Below are 19,559 nucleotides of genomic sequence, written 5' to 3'. Positions count from 1 at the left end.
ATCATATCTTTTTCGAGCTTCCAAGGATTGTAAGTTAGTTTGCAGATCGCTACAACTATAAATCAAGAAATCAAGTTAGCGATCGCTCGAATTAATTTAGCTGGTTCCACAGGCTTGGTGATATGCAGCCCAAATCCGGCGGCAATTGCCTGTTGGGAATCAGCCTCAGCTGCATAAGCTGTAAGGGCGATCGCTGGAATTGTCCCTCCTTGTTCTGGTGACATAGCTCTGATTTGACGCATTAGCATATAGCCGTCTACTTCCGGCATTCCTATATCGCTTAACAACAGATTTGGCTGAAACTCAGGCATAATTCGTAGTGCTTCTATAGCAGATGCGGTCTGAGTTACTACCGCGCCAGACTGCTCCAAAATGAAAGCAATTAACTCTCGCGTATCATGTTCATCATCCACAAGTAGAACTTTTACCCCATTTAGATTAAGTGAATCATCAATTTGTCTATCAATTTGATGGCTATTGGGGTGAGTCTTCATTAGAGGTAGCATGACTGTAAAAGTTGCTCCCTGTTCTTCGCCTAAACTTTCTGCCTTAACTGTGCCGCCATGTAACTCTACGATGTGACGAACAATAGCTAATCCTAATCCCAGTCCGCCGAATTTCCTGGTAGTTGCGCCATCAGCTTGTCGGAAGTATTCAAATACAAATTGTAAAAAATCTGGATTAATTCCCTTACCTGTATCACTGACTCGAAGTTGAGCCTGAGAAGCAACACACTGTAAACTGATTTCTACCTTTCCACCTTGGGGCGTAAACTTAATAGCATTGGAAAGTAGATTCCAGATAACTTGCTGCAAGCGACCTGAATCACCTGTTACTAGGAATTTGTGATTTGAAATTTGGGATTTTAAATTGTTAGGTTGTTTGTTAAAATCGATATCTAAATTTCTGTGAGGATTTTCTAATCCAAAATCGTTCGATGGTTCTTGAGCGAAGTCAAAGGACTGAGCTTGTCCTGAGTTCAGCCCGAGCGGACTTGTACTGAGCGACTTGTACTGAGCGTAGTCGAAGTAAGTCGAAGTAGCCGAGGGGCGCAGCCTCTGGTAGAGTTGGGTGTATCCGTTCGCGTAGCCTTCTGCAGGAAAGTCTAAAATTGTAAATTGCAAATTGATAGATTTGGCTTGGGCGGCTAGATGCACTGTTTCTATTGCAGCTGCGATCGCAGTTTCCAGATTCACAGGAGCAATATTTAGACTGAGTTTACCTTGCAAAATACGAGAGACATCCAACAAATCTTCTATTAGTTGCGTTTGAAGCTTGGCATTGCGCTCAATGGTTTCGAGAGCGCGAGTAGTGGTTGCTTCATCATACTTTTTAGTTTGCAGTAACTTCGACCATCCCAAGATCGGGTTTAGCGGTGTGCGAAGTTCATGAGAAAGAACCGCCAAAAATTCATCCTTGATTCGGTTAGCTTGGACTAATTGCTCTTTTTGCTGGTGTAACGAATCCATCAACTGAGCACGTTCCAGAGCAACCGCTACCTGATCGGAGGTTGCTTGTAATAGAGCAATTTCCCCAGAAGTGAAGCGGGTACGGGTGCGACTGGCAAAGGAGAGGACGCCAAGCAGCTTTCCTTGAGCAATTAATGGTTGACCTGCATAGGCTGTGATTTTCAAAGCAGTAAGAATGTCGGCATTTGGATGGGTAAAATGCTGCACATCATTGAGGACGATTTGACGACGTTCTTGCACTACTTGTCCACAAATTCCTTGATTAAATTCTAGATATTGAATTGCTTGAAATACTTCATCAGTAATGCCGTTCCAGCCTACTAACTGAAGTTTCTGCTTATTTTCGTGCGTCTCAATTAAATAGTGAAAGTAAAAATGCAAATCCATCTGCGCCGAGAGTTTGCTAAACAAGCTGTTCATTAGATCCAAGGGGCGCTCGGTTGAAAGCAAATCGCTGGTTGTTTCAGAGAGCAGTTTGAGTCTTTCAGTGCGATCTTGCAAGGCTTGTTCTGCAAGCTGGCGTTCACGAAGGATGCGTTCGCGTTCGGTGATGTCAACTGCAACCCCTCCTACCAGGCGTTGCCCAGATGCATCGGCAATGGGAAACTTATATACTAAAAATTCGCCGAGTGTGCCATCTGTGCGTGGGGCAGACTCGATCGCTTCAAGAACCTGATTCGTCTGGGCAACCATTCTAATGTTATCGAGGAAGGGTTGAGCGATTTGGGTTGGGTATAGGTCAAAAATATTTTTATTAATTGCCTTATTTGTTGCTACATCGAATGTACTAAGATAAGTTGGACTGAGGTAAAGTATACGTCCGTCTGCATTCGTAATCCACGCTGCGGCGGGAATATTGTCCATAAAAGCTTGAAATTGCTCTTGACTCTGACTCAGCGCTTTTTTAACTTGCTGGAGATCGCTAATATCAAGAATGAATGCAACTAAATTCTGTTGAGATTCACCTAACAAAGAGTAACCAACTACAACCGGCACACTAGAACCATCTTTGCGAATGCATTCCTTCTCATAAGGAATACAGGTTCCCTTCGCTGTTGCCTCGCCAATAGCTAGTTCATCTAAATATTGGTACTCAGGAGGTGTGATATCAGTCCAGCGTAGTCTGCCTGCCTTGATATCTGCTTGGGTATAGCCCACAATTCGCAAGAACTCATCGTTGGCTTCAGCGATCCTACCATTGACATCACCAAAGAGAATACCAACTATATTCGCTTGGAAAAAACTCTTGAGGCGTTCTTCACTTGCTTGGACTGCCTTCTCTGCTTGCTTGCGTTGGCTGATGTCACGGAAGAAAATATCAAGTCCATCCTCACAAGGGTAGGCGTGAATCTCTAGCCACAGGTCATACTTAGATGGGAAGTAATAGTGATGCTCGAAGTGGACGGGAATCTGTTGTGCGATCGCCTTTCGGTACTGTAGCTCTACATTAGTATTTACTGAAAAGGGCCATTCCTCCCAATATGACTTACCGATAACCTCTGTCCGGGATTTGGCGTTAATTCCCCCTGCTTCGGCATTTTGGTAGATGATTCGCCAATCCCGGTCTAAAGTAATAAATGCATCACTCATGTTTTCTAGAGTGCGTGTGTTCCGCTCATTGGCTTGCTGTAATGCCGCTTGGGCTTGTTTGCGTTCACTCAAATCAACAACGAAGCCTATGACCTTTTCTTGAGTATCTTCCAGGACAACAGAACCAAGCAGAACAGGAATGCGATCGCCATTCTTGCAAATATATTCCTTCTCAAAGGGTTTGCAGACTCCAGTTGTTCTCAGTTCTTCTACTGAACATTCACTCAATACAAGATACTCTTGTGGGGTAATCTCGCGCCAGTTCATTTGGTTTGCGGCAAAATCTTTTCGCGTGTAGCCGACCATCTTTAGAAAAGCATCATTGGCTTCTATGATGGAGCCGTTGCTCATATCAGTTACGATAACTCCAATGATATTAGATTCTGCCAGTCGGCTAAACCGCATTTCGCTATTTTGCAACAATTTTAGGCTTGTCTCTGCTTTGCGTCTAGCAGTTCGCAACTCTGAAGAGAGGGCGGTAATTAAGAAAGATACTAGCGAGAATGTAGTTAATCTTACCAAGACGTTCGGGTTGAGGATATTGAACGAGTAGACTGGCTCGATTAAAAAATAGAAAGCAGTTGTAACACAAAGAGCGATCGCCAGTACTCCAAGTCTCATGCCACCATACCAGGCACTGATTGCCACGGCAGCATAAAATAATGTAAATACGCTTGGATCGAAGACTGGCAACAACAGTCGCGTTAGCAGCAGCGCCGCTATAACTGCCAGAATCATCACACCATAGGTTAGTAACCAAGAGCGCATCATGACAATTTTTTCGAGTACTTTCACCATCATCTTAAGAGTTTTCCCGTTGCTTTGCTTTTAGGAGATACTCGTTGAGTACTTTTTTGCCTGGTTCACCTATCTTTTGCAACATTTCTTCAATTAGCTTTAGTGCCATCTGTGAAGGCTCTGTAAATCCGTTCTCCCAGCGATTAACTGTTCGCAGGGAAACTCCCAACTTAGCTGCAAACTTTTGCTGAGAGAGATCGAGCTGCTGCCGAAGTTCACGGATTAAATCTGAAATTTTTAGTGACTTTCCAAGTTCCATACATAGTAGGAAGAATAGGACAGGTGTTTCACCATTTGTCTCCAGCTTTAGGAAGAATTTAAATTGTCATGAGTTATTCTCAATTTCATCTTTTGGCTAAATACCAATATTAGTTATTAATCCTGATTAATTACTGTTCACTGATTGAAGTCTCTACCATACTTCTGATAACTGTTAACTGTTTTAATGTGGTGTGACAAAAAATTTGTGAGACACAATAACTGTGTCAGCTAACTATAAAATAAAAATTAAGTTTTTTCAGGTGCGTGATGCCAAAATAATTTTATTAGGACTTATCGCAAAAAGTGCTAAAAAGCTTAATTTATCGAACTGCCAAGAACGCCTTCTCTGTAATAGGCTCCGCCAACGCGTAGCGTCTCGTTAGAGAAGAACGCCAAGAATCGTAGAGTTTGCGTAAATCCCAATTATAAGTGATCTAAGAATTTTCAAGGTTCATGCACCGCCAAAAATCTAGGGGTGGTGTATTATATAGTATTTAGTTATGGTTCATAACCGACTTAATAATTTTATATACAGCAGAATTCAGCAGTAAAACACCCTTTTTACCTGTGTAACAGACTTAGTATACGTCACCATTAATAAAGGTTAAAAATATTAACTCTTTGTTGGGTTTTGCTCTGCTCAACCTAACAAACGCAGGGATGTTGGGTTTCGTTCTTCAAACACCACTTGCTTCTCCTGTCGCAGATGCTGCGCATAGCTTGCTTCCCCGTTCGCGCTAGCGTCTTTGAAGGAGAAGGGGTAAAGCTGGGAAACCCGTTTAACACAGTGGCTCCCCAGTTTACAGAAAATCGAATTCCAAACCTTTTTTATGGTGGGCTGTAATTTAGCGTGTGTACCTCACCAATTTGAATCTCGACTTGGCTCGATTACCACGTAGCCGAAACTCGATTACCGCGTAGCCGGAACTCGATTTTTACAAAGTCGAAACTCAGTGGATCGCTGGGAAGAAGGAATAAAGGTGTACTGAGTTTTTTTTTAAATCAAATATGAGTTTTATATCCCAATGGTAAGACTATAAAGCTATAATAAAATTTAAATAAAATTTTTGCCTAATTCATATCATTGTTTTGATTAATCAACACTCCGAAAATTTTCTAAACACTAAACTAGAAAATGCACCAGGTGAAGGCTATATATTTAGCTGGTTTGATTGGTTTTGTCTTTGGTATCCTCCAGGCTGGCTAATTATATTTAACCGTCATTGGCAGCACTATCATACCGATTCAGACGGTTGGAATTGGCTTGAATATGGATTATTTTTAATTCCTGGCGGATTTTATCTGGCGCTGCTGAGTCGTTGGTTGCGTCTTGGTTTTCGTTCACCTCGCAAAGAAGTTGGTGAATTTGATCCCAAATATCAACAAGCTTTTCGCAAAGAAGTTCTTGCCCCCATCGTCAAATACTATTTTCGGGGAGAATTACAACAAGTTGAAAACTTGCCGCAAACAGGGTCATTGATTGTAGCAATGAATCACGCAGGGATGAATTTTCCTTGGGATTTTTTAACCTTGGGTTATTTATTAAGTGAAGCTAGAGGATGGGTGGTACAACCATTAGCAAGTCCTGTATTATTTGAACATCCTTGGATAATTTGGTGGCTACCACCTAAATGGTCGCAGGTTTTGGGTGGTGTGCGTGCCGAGTTAGATGATTTTGAAGCAGCGATAGCTGCGCCAACGCCTACAGTGATCGCCCAAGATAAAATTCTCTTATATGCACCCGAAGGTATCCGTGGCCTTGTGAAGGGTTGGAGAAGACGCTATCAACTAGAAAAGTTTGATGTGAGTTTTATTAAGTTGAGCGATCGCCATCAAATTCCTATTTTGCCAGTAGTTTGCATCGGTAGTGAATCTTTACATCCTTGGGCTGTTAATTTCAAAAAATTACAACGACTAGTCAAATTACCATTTTTGCCTATCTCGCCTTTAATGCTTGCCTTAATTCTGTTTCCTTCAATGGGAGTTTGGGCAATGAGAACTCGATTGCATTACTTTATTCAGCCTTTAGAAACAACAGGATTGCATAACCATTCAAACGAAGGGCATAAAGTAACTTATCGGCAGGCACAACAATTACGAGAAAAACTGCAAATTAAAATTAATCAGTTATTGAAATAAATTTAATACTACTAAAAACTCTACTATAGCAATCCGGTTTTATGTATGAAAAAATTAGGTATTGTAGGGTGTGTTAGATGGAACGTCGTAACGCACAAATCCTTAGAAATGGAAATGATGCGTTACGTTGTCGCTAACGCACCCTACATATCTTTTCAAAAATCAAATAGGATAGCTATATATTGTTGGTCTAAAAAAGTTGATCTACCAAAAGTGGATGCTGTCGTGGGGCTTGAAACCCTTTTAGCTCCAGAGAGAATTATTTTCTTAAACCTAGAGCAAGATGGCAAGATTGCCTTGTAGGCAGAATTCTCACTTGTATCGTGTTGCTTTTATTAAACTCATGCCCCGTTTGCCAGAGTGCTGTAGCAGAAAGAGCTATCTGCAAAAATAAATTTCTCAAAGCCAGTCGTAGAAAGGTTAATGGAGTTTCCATTGTTATTGAAACTGATTTTGGCACTTTCAAGGGTATTGCCAGAAATAACACCAGATACAATCACTTGGGAACGTTTGAAAGCGCCCAGATCGAGGGTGTCAAAACCTTTACCGCCATCAACAGTTGCTTCCCCGAATCCTTTCAAGTAGTCGTTTCCTGTGCCGAGATCAATCTTGATACCGCCACCGATAGAGACTTTTTGTTGAACTCCATCTAGGATACTGGTGGCGATAAGAGAGTCATTCCCATCGCCAGTCTTGATGTTTCCTTGTCCATAAATGCCATAAGCAGTACCACCAATTATGGTTGTTGCCTGTCCGGTAAGTTTGTCAGAATCATTGCCGGTATCAATCACTCCATCATTGAAGATGCCATAGGCTGTGGCGTTGGTTCCTGAGGTATTCCCATAACCGATAATCGTGTCTTTGCCTGATCCTGTAATGATGGTGGCGTCTTTAATATTCTGGATGCCAGTCCCAGCACCAGCCTCGCCGATGCCGCCGTTACTGTCCTCACCATCCTTGCCACCCTTGCCGCCCTTCCCTGTGCCGATGATCGTGTCTTCTCCGTCTCCGGTATTTAAATTGCCACTGTTAGCAATTCCTATGCCACTACCGCCGTTGCCGCCATAGCCGTTGTAGCCGGCCTTGCCACCGTCGCCACCAGTACCAATGCCGTTGATAGTGTCTTTTCCGTCCCCAGTATTCAAATTGCCACTGTTAACGATGCCTGTGCCACTACCGCCATAGCCCCCGTAGCCGACATAGCCGCCACCGTCGCCGCCGTTGCCACCCTGACCTGTGCTGTTGATAGTATCTTCTTGGTCTCCGGTATTGAAATTGCCAGTGTTAGCAATGCCTGTGCCACTACCGCCATAGCTGTAGCCGATACCGTAGATGTAGCCGATGCCGCCACCGCTGTTGCCGCCCTGACCTGTGCCGATGATGGTGTTTTTTCCATCTCCTGCATTCAGTTCGCCACTGTTAGCAATGCCAGTGCCAGTACCGCCGTCGCCGCCCATGCCCTCGTACTTCTCGCCGAAACCCCCGTCGCCACCCTTGCCGCCAGTACCGATGCCAGAGATAATGTCTTCTTGATCCCCTGCATCCAGACTGCCACTGTTAGCAATGCCAGTACCGGTACCACCGTCGTCACCCTCACCACCGTCGCCGCTGTCGTCGCCGCCGTTGCTACCTTTCCCGCCAGTACCGATACCAGAAATAGCGTCTTCTTGGTTCCCTGCATCCAGACTGCCACTGTTAGCAATGCCAGTGCCGTTACCACCTTTGCCACCCTTGCCTGCAATAATGATGTAGTTGCTGTAGCCGTTGCCGCCGTCGCCTCCAGTACCAGTGCCAGAAATAGTGTCTTCTTGGTTCCCTGCATTCAGCTTGCCATTATTACCAATGCCAGTGCCAGTACCGCCATTGCCGCCGTTGACACCGTTGCTGCTAGTACCGATGCTGCCGATATTACCAACACCCGTGCCCTCAATGGTGTCCTTTCCTGAGCCTGTATTAATCAAACCTGGAGTTAAAATCTCAATTCCAATTGCTACAGATGCATTTAACTGTTCCCCTACTATTGTGTCGGCACTGGCGGCTCCGATAAAATTGGGTGGGATGGTTAGTCTAGGCATAATCAAAATCCTCTCAATTTTGTTAGTACGGTCGGTTTGCTGATTCAAAGTTCACAGAAACTAAATGCATATCAACTTGTAAGATGCGTTCTTGCTCTATGCTTATCTAGGTAATAGTTGTCTCAATGACTCAGTATGTGTTATTGAGCGCAGATTTAAAAAACTGAGGCGTTTTATGATGTTCAGAGAATATCTGCGAACAAATGTTTTTTGTCCGAAGTCAAAATTTTCTATCTGCTCAGTAACATGTTAATAAACGGATAGTAAATAATCTATAAGTATTTTGTGTATAAAAATATATAGATAACTTGAAATTATATCATATTGAGCGAAAAGTCTGCACGGCAGTAAATGTATGTAAAGTCAATACTTTTTTTTGATGATTTTTAGGGGATTTTTTGAAAACGCCGATTTTGGTGAAGTTGTATGTATCATTTTTTTACATCAAAAAAGATTAGAAAATTAAATATAAAATTAAAGGTTTTTTAACACCGATTCAGTAAGGGGCTTCCAAGGAGTAAATTACTCAACAAAAATCAAGAGTCCACATTTCAATAATAATTATTTAGGAGAATTTTATTTTTTTCAGTCCCTAGCTGCTTCTCTTAAATATTTTTTTAATATTTTTTAAATTGATTTTTCCATAATAAAGTTTATCAACTTTTGCCCTCTACGTTCTACCTCTTGCTGCTTCATAACAATAAAATTATGGTTTTCAAAAAAAGGTTTAGCTGTAATACTAGCTTCTGTAAATAACTTTTTAATTTTCAAATACTTTGCTTTTGATTCAAGCTGTTCTAAGATTTTCTTACCAATCCCTTTTATTTGAAAATCTTTATGACAGTAAAAACGGTCAATATGTCCATTAGCCTCTAATTCTCCAAAACCAATAATTTTACCCTGCTCCTCTGTCTGCTATATAAGTAAACTTACTTCCTAAACTTTTAATCCAAACGTCAATATCCATATTTGCTGGTGCCCAAGCACCTACTTTTTCTTGTGTATAATCGTGAATATTCACTTCATGAACAGTGTTGTAGAACAATTTCATAATTTCTTCGGTATCAGCTATTTCGTATATTCTTAATTTCATAAATAAGGTAATTAATCACAAATAACTCTCCTAAAAATATTATCACCCCTGGCGGGTTTACTTCCAATAGGGTTCGGTTAAGGCAAGAGACGCCATAAATCACTGTCTCTACAAAGGAATGATTATTGTAAAGACGGTAATTTATCGCGTCTTTGCGATCTAGAGCATGTCAAAAATAATTCTTTCAAGCTTTTCTTAATTATCCTGCGATCGCAAATAAACCATGCTATAGGGAACAATGCTGTGCCCTGTACCCATAGGAAATATATGGTTATTAACCTCATCCATGCTTGGTATTTTTTGTCAATGCATACTTATTAAGTATCTTTATTTACATCAATCCTGTGGCGACTGAAGACGGCGATCGCTTTGCTATCACTAACCAAGCACTCAGGAATTTATCTGTTTGTATGATTGTTTTTACTTTCTCTGGCAGTTTCTACTTCATGAAAATGATTTATTGACCACTGGCATAGTAGCTGAAGTGGCTCAACTAACGTTTCTCCCAACGATGTCAAGGAATACTCTACGGTGGGAGGATTAGTAGGATAAACTTTACGCTTCACAAGACCATCTCTTTCCAAATCACGCAAAGTACGGGTTAGCATTCGTTGTGAAACGTTTCCAATTTCTCTATGCAACTCACCATAGCGTTTCGTACCTTTGGATAGAAGGTAGATGATTGCTGTAACCCATTTGTCAGACACTAACTCAAGTGTCTGCCGTAAATAAGGATGTGAGTTGAGAATTTTATGTGATTGAGCCATGTTTAGGATAGATGCTACGTACACTTGTGTTCCTACTTGTGCAATGCTTGATGTTCGTTTCAGAATGAAGTCTAGAAATTTTTAAGATCATCTCAACGGTCAACTAGGAAAACAATGAAATTTTCTAACTTTACTCAAGAAAACTCAGCCATGCTTCTGATTGATCATCAAGTTGGCACTATGAAGCTGATCAAAAACTTGCCTTTGACTGAGGTAGAGAAGAATACTCTTGCACTTGCAAAAGTAGCAAAGGTACTTAATATACCTGTAGTTTTGACAAGTAGCCAAGAAGAGCGGTTTCAAGGTTTGCTGATGACTGCTTTAGCACAAAGCCTACCTGAAGCTTACGAGGTAAGAATCAAGCGTGCAGGCATTGTAAATGCTTGGGACGATGAGAACTTTGTTCAAGCAGTCAAAGATACAAATCGTACTAATTTAATTATGGCTGGCATAACTACGGACGTTTGCTTAGTTTATCCGGCTATCAGTGCAGTGCGTGAGGGCTACAGTGTTCAAGCAGTTATGGATGCTTCTGGTTCACCATTCCATCTCTCGGAAGATTTAGCACGGCAACGGATGCGTGATTCTGGGGTTGTGCTAACTGCTACTATCACTTTGATTGCTGAGTTGGTTAAGGATTGGAGCCGTCCCGAAGGCGTTGAGTTACAGCAATTATTGTTTAGTGAGGTGTTGCCCCCTGAGTTTATTGAAGGCACTAGCACTCCATATTAAACTACTTCCAAAAAATAAATTATCCCAAATTAATTTGTCCGTCTGTAGGGTAGCACAGTTGTGCTACCCAAAGATGCGATGTTTTTTTAATTAGAAGTTCATAATCGAATAGCACACTTGTTAATCACAAGATCGCAACCCGTGGATGGAAGATTTGTCTCACGATAGTGTCAACCGATTTTTACTACGTGAGCGGTATTTTATTCTCTTAGGCATCATATTTTATAGTACAAATATACTATTTAGCTGCTAAAATGCTTTAAAAGTCAGCTAGCGTTGCTTGAGGTAGTATGAAAAAAATCCAAGACACGGACAAAAAGCCCATTTTGCTGTTTCAGCCTACATCTGTAATCACTGCTATAGTGCCACTGCAACCCCAAGAGGAAAAAATCATTAGTGAACGGGAGCGTTTTATAATACAAGTCGAACGCATCAATCAGATGGCACAAGAGCTAGAAGCAGCGATATTAGAGTTGAAAGCGATCGCTAACACACTGAATACTCAAAAACGTTGCCCACTCTTGATAAAGGAGCTATGCAAAAATATTTGTCAGTATTTCGCAGTTAGTATCCCTTGGGTGAAACGAAAGTCTAATGAATCATTTATTTTGACAACGCGAAAAGTTGATTTATTCCGAGCCGAAAGGGAAGCCGCACTGCTAGCACAGCAACTTCGTCAGCAAACCAAAAAAAGATTAGCATCGCAACGACACAAAAAAAATAAGAATGGGGCTAAGGCTGACACAAAACACTTCTTCAAAAAGCTATTAGTCAACAAATCTTAAAATTATTAATATTTAATGGCAGATTACCCCTGATGTTGTAACAGTTATGCTATTGAAATGGCAAAAGAAAATTTTTCCTCAAAATTACTTGTCATACTGCCATTGCTAATTGCTACTAACTGTGGTAATAAGGAGGCAAAGCTGCCCTAATATTTGCACTTCTGTAAAACCAGAGTGCAACATCAGGGACAATCAATCAGCGCACAGAAGAGGTAAAAAGAAGGTGTTAAAGACACTTTTAGTGATTGCCGTTGGTTTTTTACCGTCCCTGATTTCTCTGTGGGCGATCCGCAAAACCCATGCGCGATCGCGCCTACGACTGAGACAAGCAGCCATGAATTTTCGACCGATGCAGGGACGACAAAACATCAGACCTGTAGAAGGCGATCGCTATTATTTAGAAGGTGTGGGTTATCTGATTGGCGATATCAGCTGCAAATTTAATGCTCGATCTGGCTACATGCGTTGTGCTGTCAATCCCCAAGGCCCATGTAATAATTGCCGTCACTACGAACCTAAGGAATTAGCTGGTAGTGAAAAAAAGGCTTAATAAGTTTTACTTGTTTAATACTCAAACAATCTCAAATTATTAAAGAAGGGGAAGGGCATAATTGGCGAGAGAGCAATTTATCCGATGTCCTAAACTAACCCTACCCTTCACCCTAAAGAAACGTGAGTTCGACGAACCTCTAAGAGCCTTGAACTTTAGTTCAAGTCTGTTCCTCTCGTCCGTCGGAGAGGGGCGGTTTTGCATAGTAAAACCTTTTTAGAGCAATACGCTTGGGTTAAGCATTTTTTCTCTTCTCTCTGTTTCCTTTGCGCCTCTGCGGTTCGTTAAAAAAATTGACTTTGATGAAGAGTTTTAGCCTTAACCCAAGCGTATTGCTTTTTAGAGGTTTTTTGATTGAGCAAATTGGGTAGATATGATATGAGCAATCGAAATCACGTTAAAGAAAAACCGTTATAACTATGGGCCACTATTAACAAAAAGTGCATCATTGGTTCCAAGACCTGCACAAATAACCCGATTTGTACCTAAGGAAGCACAACTAGGATTTGAGGTGTATACACCTCCTAGACCCTGAGGCCCACTCCAGGAACTGCCATTAAACCGATTCACATAAAGTGCACTATCGGTTCCAAGACCCGCACAGATCGCCTGATTTGTACCTAAGGAAGCACAACTAGGATCTGAGGTATATACACCTCCTAGACCCTGAGGCCCACTCCAGGAACTGCCATTAAACCGATTTATAAAAAGTGCTTTATTGGTTCCAAGACCTGCACAGATCGCCTGATTTATGCCTAAGGAAGCACAACTAGGATTTGAGGTGTATACTCCTCCCAGACTTTGAGGCCCGCTCCAAGAGCTGCCATTAAACCGATTTACAAAAAGTGCTTTATTGGTTCCAAGACCTGCACAGATAGCCTGATTTGTGCCTAAGGAAGCACAACTAGGATCTGAGGTATATACACCTCCCAGACTTTGAGGCCCACTCCAGGAACTGCCATTAAACCGATTTACAAAAAGTGCTTTATTGGTTCCAAGACCGGCACAGATAGCCTGATTTGTACCTAAGGAAGCACAACTAGGATTTGAGGTGTATACTCCTCCCAGACTTTGAGGCCCACTCCAGGAACTGCCATTAAACCGATTTACAAAAAGTGCTTTATTGGTTCCAAGACCGGCACAAATAGCCTGATTTGTACCTAAGGAAGCACAACTAGGATTTGAGATGTATATTCCTCCCAGACTTTGAGGCCCACTCCAGGAACTGCCATTAAACCGATTTACAAAAAGTGCTTTATTGGTTCCAAGACCGACACAAATAGCCTGATTTGTACCTAAGGAAGCACAACTAGGATCTGAGGTGTATACTCCTCCCAGACTTTGAGGCCCACTCCAAACAGCAAGAACCGGTTGGCTTACCAGGGATAAAATTACCGATGTTGTGCCTGCTAAAATTGTAAATTTCCTTTTCATAGGATCTAAAGTCTTCCTCCTTAATACTGCTTTGTATTTTGTTGCAAAGATTTAGACAGATGTAAAGTTTTAATTCCTGAATTTTTCTTTCAGTTTGACTGGTATTGTACGATAAAACCACGTACCTATTTTGGATTCAGTTTCAGTTTTAAAAGCTACAGGAATCAGTTACAAACCTTTACATGATCCAGTTCCAACTCATAATCTTCGTACGATAGAACTGCTATTATCAACCGTTGCATCAACACTGATCGAATTCAACTCTACTAAAGTAAACTTTAGGTAAAACTTTGTTTATACCAGAGTTTAAGTCTGAACAAATCATGCATCAACTTAGTCTGATACTTCGCCGTTATTAGGCTGCATGAGTTGAGACACTTAAGTTTGACTCGAACATCTGACACTTGAAAGCGCTCACGCTTAACGATTCCCAAGTTTTACCTGGGAATGGTAAAATTATGGCTAATTAAAATTTGTATTTACAAACACTTTGAATATTTGTCTTTGCATGGTCAAATAAGAATGATTTAATATAATTCGTGCAAAAGTGGAAATCTGCGTAATTTGTTCGCAGATGATGAAAATTACTATTAACTTTTGCCGAATATCTAATAACTACATGATTATCTAACGATGAACAACGCGATCGCTCAGACAACAGCATTATTATCAACTTGCGCTTTACTACTAACAGGCTGTGGTGGCGGTGGATCTGTGACAAATTCTCCAAATAGTACTACAAATAACACTACAACTAACACCGCCGAGACAACGACTACATCAGCTGCTATTCCCATCGGTATTGCCTTGGCACAAACTAGCAACGTAGCATTACTTGGTCAAGAGGGATTCGTGGGAGCTAGAATTGCCGAGAAGTATTTCAATAGTAAAGGTGGTATTAATGGCACACCGATTAAATTGGTAACCCAAGATACTAGCGGTGATGAAGCTGGAGCAATTAACGCTTTTCAAACTTTAATTAACAAAGATAAAGTAGTCGGTATTGTTGGCCCTACTTTATCACAGCAAGCTTTTAGTGCTGACCCCATCGCCGAACGTGCTAAAGTCCCAGTTATTGGCGCATCAAATACCGCAAAAGGAATTCCAGAAATTGGTGATTATGTAGCTCGTGTATCTGCCCCCGTTTCTATAGTTGCCCCTAATTCACTAAAAGCTGCACTCAAGCAAAATCCCCAAATTAAAAAAGTGGCAGTTTTTTACGCCCAAAATGATGCATTTAACAAATCAGAAACGGAGATTTTTCAAACAGCAGTAAAACAGCAAGGACTAGAATTAGTAACAGTTCAAAAGTTCCAAACTAGTGATACAGACTTTCAAGCCCAAGCTACTAACGCAATTAATTTAAAACCAGATTTAGTAATTATTTCGGGACTAGCTGCTGATGGTGGTAACTTAGTACGACAACTGCGAGAACTTGGTTATAAAGGCATAATTATTGGTGGTAATGGTCTGAATACACCTAATGTTTTATCAGTGTGTAAATCACTTTGCGATGGGGTACTGATTGCTCAAGCTTACAGTCCTGAATATACTGGTGAGATTAATAAGGTATTTCGCCAAACTTATATTGAGCAATACAAGAAAGAACCAGCCCAATTTACTGGTCAATCTTTTGCTGCTGTGCAGGTGTATGTTGAAGCGCTTAAAGAGTTAGATAAAAAGACCAAAGTCAGTACATTACCTCTTGATAAACTGCGTACAGAATTGAACAAGCAAATACTAGCTGGAAAGTATGATACTCCTTTAGGTGAGATAGCTTTTACACCAGTCGGTGATGTAATTCAAAAAGAATTTTATGTTGCCCAGATTAAGATGGATAAAGATGGAAACACTGGAAAGTTCGTATTTATAAAATAGTTGCAACATGGATATAACTCTATTTTTGCAACAATTTTTGAACGGATTATCTATCGGTAGTATCTATGCAATTTTTGCATTGGGATATACGTTGGTTTATTCTATTTTGGGCATCATTAATTTAGCTCATGGTGCGATTTTTACCTTGGGTGCATATTTCACTTATGCACTTATAGGTGGTAACTTTGGATTTAACGGCTTGCTTGCTAATGCAGCCTTACCGATAAAATTACCATTTGCTATAGCCTTAATTTTAGGAAGTACCTTGGCGGGATTAGTAGGGGTAGTGATGGAACGGGTTGCTTTTCAACCTTTGCGCCGTCAAGGATCTGATCCCTTGCTAACTGTTGTTTCCAGCTTGGGGGTAGGAGTGGTAATTGTAAATTTAATCCAGTATTTAGTAGGCGCAGAAAGTTACACATACCCGGCAAATACTTACGGTAATTTGCCACCTGCGATTAATTTTGGTACTACAGATAATCCAATTCCTATTCGTAGTGTTCAGGTGGTAATTTTTGCTGTATCAGTGGTGATTGTGGCAATTCTTACCTATTTTATCAATCGGACTAAATATGGTAAGGCAATGCAAGCGATCGCAGAAGATCCAACTACAGCTAGTTTGTTAGGAATTAATAGCGATCGCTTTATCATCTTAACATTTTTTATCAGCAGTTTTTTAGCAGGATTAGCAGGAACTTTAGTTGCTTCTAGTGTTAGTATCGCTGGGCCATATTTTGGCATTGCTTTTGGTTTGCGGGGTTTAGCAGTAATTGTCTTAGGTGGTTTAGGTAGTATTCCTGGTGCAGTGGTGGGAGGCTTAGTAATTGGATTAGTTGAGGCATTTGTTCCTTCTGAATTCTCTGGATATAAAGACGCAGTAGCCTTTGGAATTTTGTTTATCATGCTATTAGTCAGACCCCAAGGTTTGCTAGGGCGGCGGTTTATTCAAAAAGTTTAATCCAAATTTTTAAAATGACTGATTTTTTCGCTACTTATGGTTCTTTAATTGTCTCTATGGTATTAGGAGCGCTAATAGGATTATCGCTTTACTTACCGCTAATGACAGGACAATTGTCTTTAGCTAGTCCAGGATTTTATGCTTTAGGTGGATATATTGCAGCAATTTTATCTACCAAAGTTTTTACATCTACCAGTCCTTTATTTCCCATTACCTTGTTGTTATTGGAGATGTTAATTGCTGGAATAATTTCTGGCCTATTAGGTATAATAGTGGGAATTCCAGCATTGAGATTGCGAGGAATTTATTTAGCGATCGCTACTATCGCTTTTGTAGAAGTTCTGCGCGTCATCTCCCTTAATCTAGATATTACAGGCGGTGCTGTTGGAATTTTTGGCATTCCTCAACCTTTCCAAACACCAATTGAATATTTATGGATTGCTCTGCCTTTACTATTAATTAGTATGGTGCTACTTTATCGATTAGAACGCATCCGTGTGGGAAGGGCATTTATCGCTATCCGCGAAGATGAATTAGCTGCGGGTGCAATGGGAATTGATCCAACTTATTACAAAGTTTTGGCGTTTACACTAGGGGCTATACTTGCAGGGGTTGTAGGTGCAATTAGCGCCCACTTTCTCAATACCTGGAATGCTCGTCAAGGTACTTTTGATTCTAGTATTATATATTTAACTTTTGTTTTAATTGGTGGTTCGAGAACTTTTTTAGGCCCGGTAGTCGGAGGTATGGTGTTTACAGCTTTACCAGAAATTTTGCGAAGTCTTGCTGATACTGGTGGTTTACCTAATTGGTTAGCACAATTTTTGCGCGATGGGAGATTAATTATTTTTGGTTTTTTAATAGTAATAGGTACAATCTTTTTTCCTCAAGGGCTAATTACTCCAGATGTTTTTAAAAGACGGAAAATCATGGAAAAACGAACCGCAAAGGCCGCAAAGGGCGCAAAGTAAGAAAAGTTTTAGAGAGTTATTGCATAAGTCTTACTATTCCTAATAATATGTACAAATGTCAGATAGGATTATAGAAAATAACAGCAGTATTGTTTTAGAAGCAAGAGCATTGACTCGTCGCTTTGGTGGTTTAGTGGCGGTAAATAATGTATCTTTTAGTGTAAAAAAATATGAGATTTTTGGACTGATTGGCCCTAATGGTGCTGGCAAAACAACACTATTTAATTTGATTACTGCTTTCATTCCACCTTCTAGCGGTAAATTAATTTATCAAGGTGCAGAACTTTCTCAACTGCGTCCTCATAAAATTGCTAGGTTAGGTATCGCTCGTACTTTCCAAAATATCCGTTTATTTGGGGAATTATCGGCATTAGAAAATGTGATCATTGCTCGGCATTTACATACTAAAAGTAATATGATTGCAGGTGTTTTGGGATTACCACCAGCACCTAGTGAAGAGTTTAAAACTAAGCAGAAAGCTTTAGACTTATTGGATTTGGTAGGATTAAGCGATCGCTCTGACGAAAAAGCCAAAAACTTTGCCTACGGCGATCAACGTCGCTTAGAAATTGCCCGCGCTTTAGCATTAGAACCGCAAATTTTACTTCTCGATGAACCTGCGGCGGGGATGAACCCCAACGAAAAGCAGCAACTCAGTAAATTTATCCGTAGCCTGCGCGATCGCTTTAATTTGACGATCATCCTTATAGAACACCATGTACCATTGGTTATGGGTTTGTGCGATCGCATTGCCGTATTAGATTTTGGGCAATTGATTGCTTTGGGTGAACCAGCAGTTGTCAGAAATAATCCGGCTGTAATTGAAGCTTATTTGGGAAATGAATAATATCTAATTATCTATCTTACAATTATAAAACCTGTTGTAATTCCTCAATATTATTTGCTGTTACAACGTTCCGTAAAATTATCTTCAAACGCTCTATATCATTAATTTCCGTGATTTGTGGCATTAACTGTAACCCGTTGTTGCCAAATTTTAACTCCAAATTAATTTCAATACCAGAAAGTATTCCTTGCAGCTGTCCGCGTGCCTCTCCGCGTGCCTCTCCGCGTGCCTCTCCGCGTGCCTCTCCGCGTGCCTCTCCGCGTGCTTCTCCGCGTGCTTCTCCTTCGCGTAAAATTTCTTGATACCAAGGCGACTCATGTAATACAGTCATATCCCACCTCATGATTTCTTGAACGAGTGCAGTTTCTAAAACAAACGTAGCAAAAAAAGCTAAGACTGTTTCTAGTTGGTTTAGTTGTTCATTAGCACGGAGAATTTGCAATGCTTCTCTAATAGTAGATTCATTTTCACCACCTTTGAGAATAGGCACAAAGGGTAGTAAGGATGGTAAGGGTTGTTGAAAAGCAATATTGACATCAACTTCCCACAGGTTAATTACCCGATAATCTTGTATTGCCCGTAATCCAGCAATATTTGATGTAAAGCTTGTGGGTATTTCGTTGTTGCCAGTTTTAAGAATGTTAATCAGAACGGGGTATGTTGGCAAGTTATATTTTTCTTCTGCAAGTGCAGCGTATGCACGCATCCGACGTGGCATTTTGGATTGATAGCGTAATTGCAATTCGTTAAGAAGCAGAAATTCTCCGTGTTGGGGACTGTTGACACGGATTAAAACATCAGTTTCCCGGCTAATCCACTGAAATTCGCCACTTACAATTTCTTCAGCAACGACATCAGAAATCTGCGTTACCCATCTTACCCAGTTATCGGGTGCAAGGCTAATTAATTTTTTGGTGCTGACATCGGCGGGCCTTGTCATCAGGGTGTAGATGCTCTCAATAAGTAAGATTTATCGTAACTTGAAGCATGACATTAAGTAGATGGATATAAATAAATATAAGATAGTTCGTCATTGCGTTGGCGCAGCCTGAGCGTAGGGTACGAAGTGAAGCAATCGCAAAGATTTTGGGATTGCTTCGCTTCGCTCACAATGACATGACAACTGTTCAACCGGACATGATATGATAGGTTTGTGCCATAGCCATCTAATACTTGGCTATTGTTAATAATGATTTTTCTGCCGTTGTTGAT

General features: G+C 40.8%; 17 protein-coding genes. 9 read left to right on the top strand and 8 right to left on the bottom strand.

Annotation, left to right across the window (positions count from 1 at the left end; all coding sequences use genetic code 11):
* Positions 1 to 62: 62 nt before the first annotated feature.
* A complete protein-coding gene (locus V7L20_RS29690) occupies positions 63 to 3,860 on the bottom strand; it encodes a hybrid sensor histidine kinase/response regulator (RefSeq protein ID WP_334747520.1) in 3,798 nt (1,265 codons plus the stop codon).
* Between the two features lies 1 nt (position 3,861).
* The gene (locus V7L20_RS29685; RefSeq protein ID WP_334747519.1) at positions 3,862 to 4,116 is read right to left on the bottom strand and encodes a helix-turn-helix domain-containing protein; all 255 of its coding nucleotides are present in this window, start codon (positions 4,114 to 4,116) and stop codon (positions 3,862 to 3,864) included.
* A gap of 1,091 nt (positions 4,117 to 5,207) precedes the next feature.
* Here V7L20_RS29685 and V7L20_RS29680 point away from each other — a divergent pair.
* A complete protein-coding gene (locus tag V7L20_RS29680) occupies positions 5,208 to 6,257 on the top strand; it encodes a 1-acyl-sn-glycerol-3-phosphate acyltransferase (RefSeq protein ID WP_334747518.1) in 1,050 nt (349 codons plus the stop codon).
* 45 nt (positions 6,258 to 6,302) lie between these two features.
* Complete coding sequence (locus V7L20_RS29675; protein WP_334747517.1) at positions 6,303 to 6,560, top strand: hypothetical protein; 258 nt, start codon at positions 6,303 to 6,305, stop codon at positions 6,558 to 6,560.
* 38 nt (positions 6,561 to 6,598) lie between these two features.
* On the opposite strand, the gene V7L20_RS29670 is transcribed toward V7L20_RS29675, so the two are convergent.
* The 4 genes from V7L20_RS29670 to V7L20_RS29655 all read right to left on the bottom strand — a co-directional run bounded on the left by V7L20_RS29670 (position 6,599) and on the right by V7L20_RS29655 (position 10,192).
* A complete protein-coding gene (locus V7L20_RS29670; RefSeq protein WP_334747516.1) occupies positions 6,599 to 8,332 on the bottom strand; it encodes a hypothetical protein in 1,734 nt (577 codons plus the stop codon).
* A gap of 627 nt (positions 8,333 to 8,959) precedes the next feature.
* Complete coding sequence (locus V7L20_RS29665; protein ID WP_334747689.1) at positions 8,960 to 9,190, bottom strand: GNAT family N-acetyltransferase; 231 nt, start codon at positions 9,188 to 9,190, stop codon at positions 8,960 to 8,962.
* Positions 9,191 to 9,227: 37 nt separating this feature from the next.
* Positions 9,228 to 9,425 carry a hypothetical protein gene (locus V7L20_RS29660; RefSeq protein WP_334747515.1) on the bottom strand — a complete coding sequence of 66 codons (198 nt, stop codon included), beginning with the start codon at positions 9,423 to 9,425 and terminating at the stop codon, positions 9,228 to 9,230.
* Between the two features lie 398 nt (positions 9,426 to 9,823).
* Entirely contained in the window at positions 9,824 to 10,192 is a 369-nt protein-coding gene (locus V7L20_RS29655; RefSeq protein ID WP_334747514.1) for a winged helix-turn-helix transcriptional regulator, read from the bottom strand.
* A gap of 114 nt (positions 10,193 to 10,306) precedes the next feature.
* Between V7L20_RS29655 and V7L20_RS29650 the strand changes: the two genes are divergently transcribed.
* From V7L20_RS29650 to V7L20_RS29640, 3 genes are all read left to right on the top strand, one after another.
* Positions 10,307 to 10,924 carry an isochorismatase family protein gene (locus V7L20_RS29650; protein ID WP_334747513.1) on the top strand — a complete coding sequence of 206 codons (618 nt, stop codon included), beginning with the start codon at positions 10,307 to 10,309 and terminating at the stop codon, positions 10,922 to 10,924.
* 290 nt (positions 10,925 to 11,214) lie between these two features.
* Entirely contained in the window at positions 11,215 to 11,709 is a 495-nt protein-coding gene (locus tag V7L20_RS29645) for a hypothetical protein (RefSeq protein WP_334747512.1), read from the top strand.
* A 223-nt stretch (positions 11,710 to 11,932) separates the two neighbouring features.
* Positions 11,933 to 12,259: a DUF6464 family protein gene (locus tag V7L20_RS29640; RefSeq protein WP_334747511.1), complete on the top strand. Its 327-nt coding sequence runs from the start codon at positions 11,933 to 11,935 to the stop codon at positions 12,257 to 12,259.
* Between the two features lie 417 nt (positions 12,260 to 12,676).
* Here V7L20_RS29640 and V7L20_RS29635 read toward each other — a convergent pair whose 3' ends face one another.
* Complete coding sequence (locus V7L20_RS29635; RefSeq protein WP_334747510.1) at positions 12,677 to 13,693, bottom strand: hypothetical protein; 1,017 nt, start codon at positions 13,691 to 13,693, stop codon at positions 12,677 to 12,679.
* Positions 13,694 to 14,326: 633 nt separating this feature from the next.
* On the opposite strand from V7L20_RS29635, the gene V7L20_RS29630 reads away from it, so the two are divergent.
* Genes V7L20_RS29630 through V7L20_RS29615 form a run of 4 tightly spaced genes read left to right on the top strand, consistent with a single transcriptional unit; the run spans position 14,327 to position 18,347 of the window.
* Complete coding sequence (locus V7L20_RS29630) at positions 14,327 to 15,571, top strand: ABC transporter substrate-binding protein (protein WP_334747509.1); 1,245 nt, start codon at positions 14,327 to 14,329, stop codon at positions 15,569 to 15,571.
* A gap of 7 nt (positions 15,572 to 15,578) precedes the next feature.
* Complete coding sequence (locus V7L20_RS29625) at positions 15,579 to 16,529, top strand: branched-chain amino acid ABC transporter permease (RefSeq protein ID WP_334747508.1); 951 nt, start codon at positions 15,579 to 15,581, stop codon at positions 16,527 to 16,529.
* Positions 16,530 to 16,543: 14 nt separating this feature from the next.
* Complete coding sequence (locus V7L20_RS29620; protein ID WP_334747507.1) at positions 16,544 to 17,500, top strand: branched-chain amino acid ABC transporter permease; 957 nt, start codon at positions 16,544 to 16,546, stop codon at positions 17,498 to 17,500.
* A gap of 55 nt (positions 17,501 to 17,555) precedes the next feature.
* Positions 17,556 to 18,347 carry an ABC transporter ATP-binding protein gene (locus V7L20_RS29615; protein ID WP_334747506.1) on the top strand — a complete coding sequence of 264 codons (792 nt, stop codon included), beginning with the start codon at positions 17,556 to 17,558 and terminating at the stop codon, positions 18,345 to 18,347.
* A gap of 22 nt (positions 18,348 to 18,369) precedes the next feature.
* On the opposite strand, the gene V7L20_RS29610 is transcribed toward V7L20_RS29615, so the two are convergent.
* On the bottom strand, positions 18,370 to 19,287 hold the full coding sequence (locus tag V7L20_RS29610; RefSeq protein ID WP_334747505.1) for an Rpn family recombination-promoting nuclease/putative transposase: 918 nt from the start codon (positions 19,285 to 19,287) through the stop codon (positions 18,370 to 18,372).
* Positions 19,288 to 19,559 lie beyond the last annotated feature (272 nt).

The organism is Nostoc sp. (assembly GCF_036916735.1).
GTDB lineage: Bacteria > Cyanobacteriota > Cyanobacteriia > Cyanobacteriales > Nostocaceae > Nostoc.
This window is presented reverse-complemented; position numbering and strand designations above follow the sequence as displayed.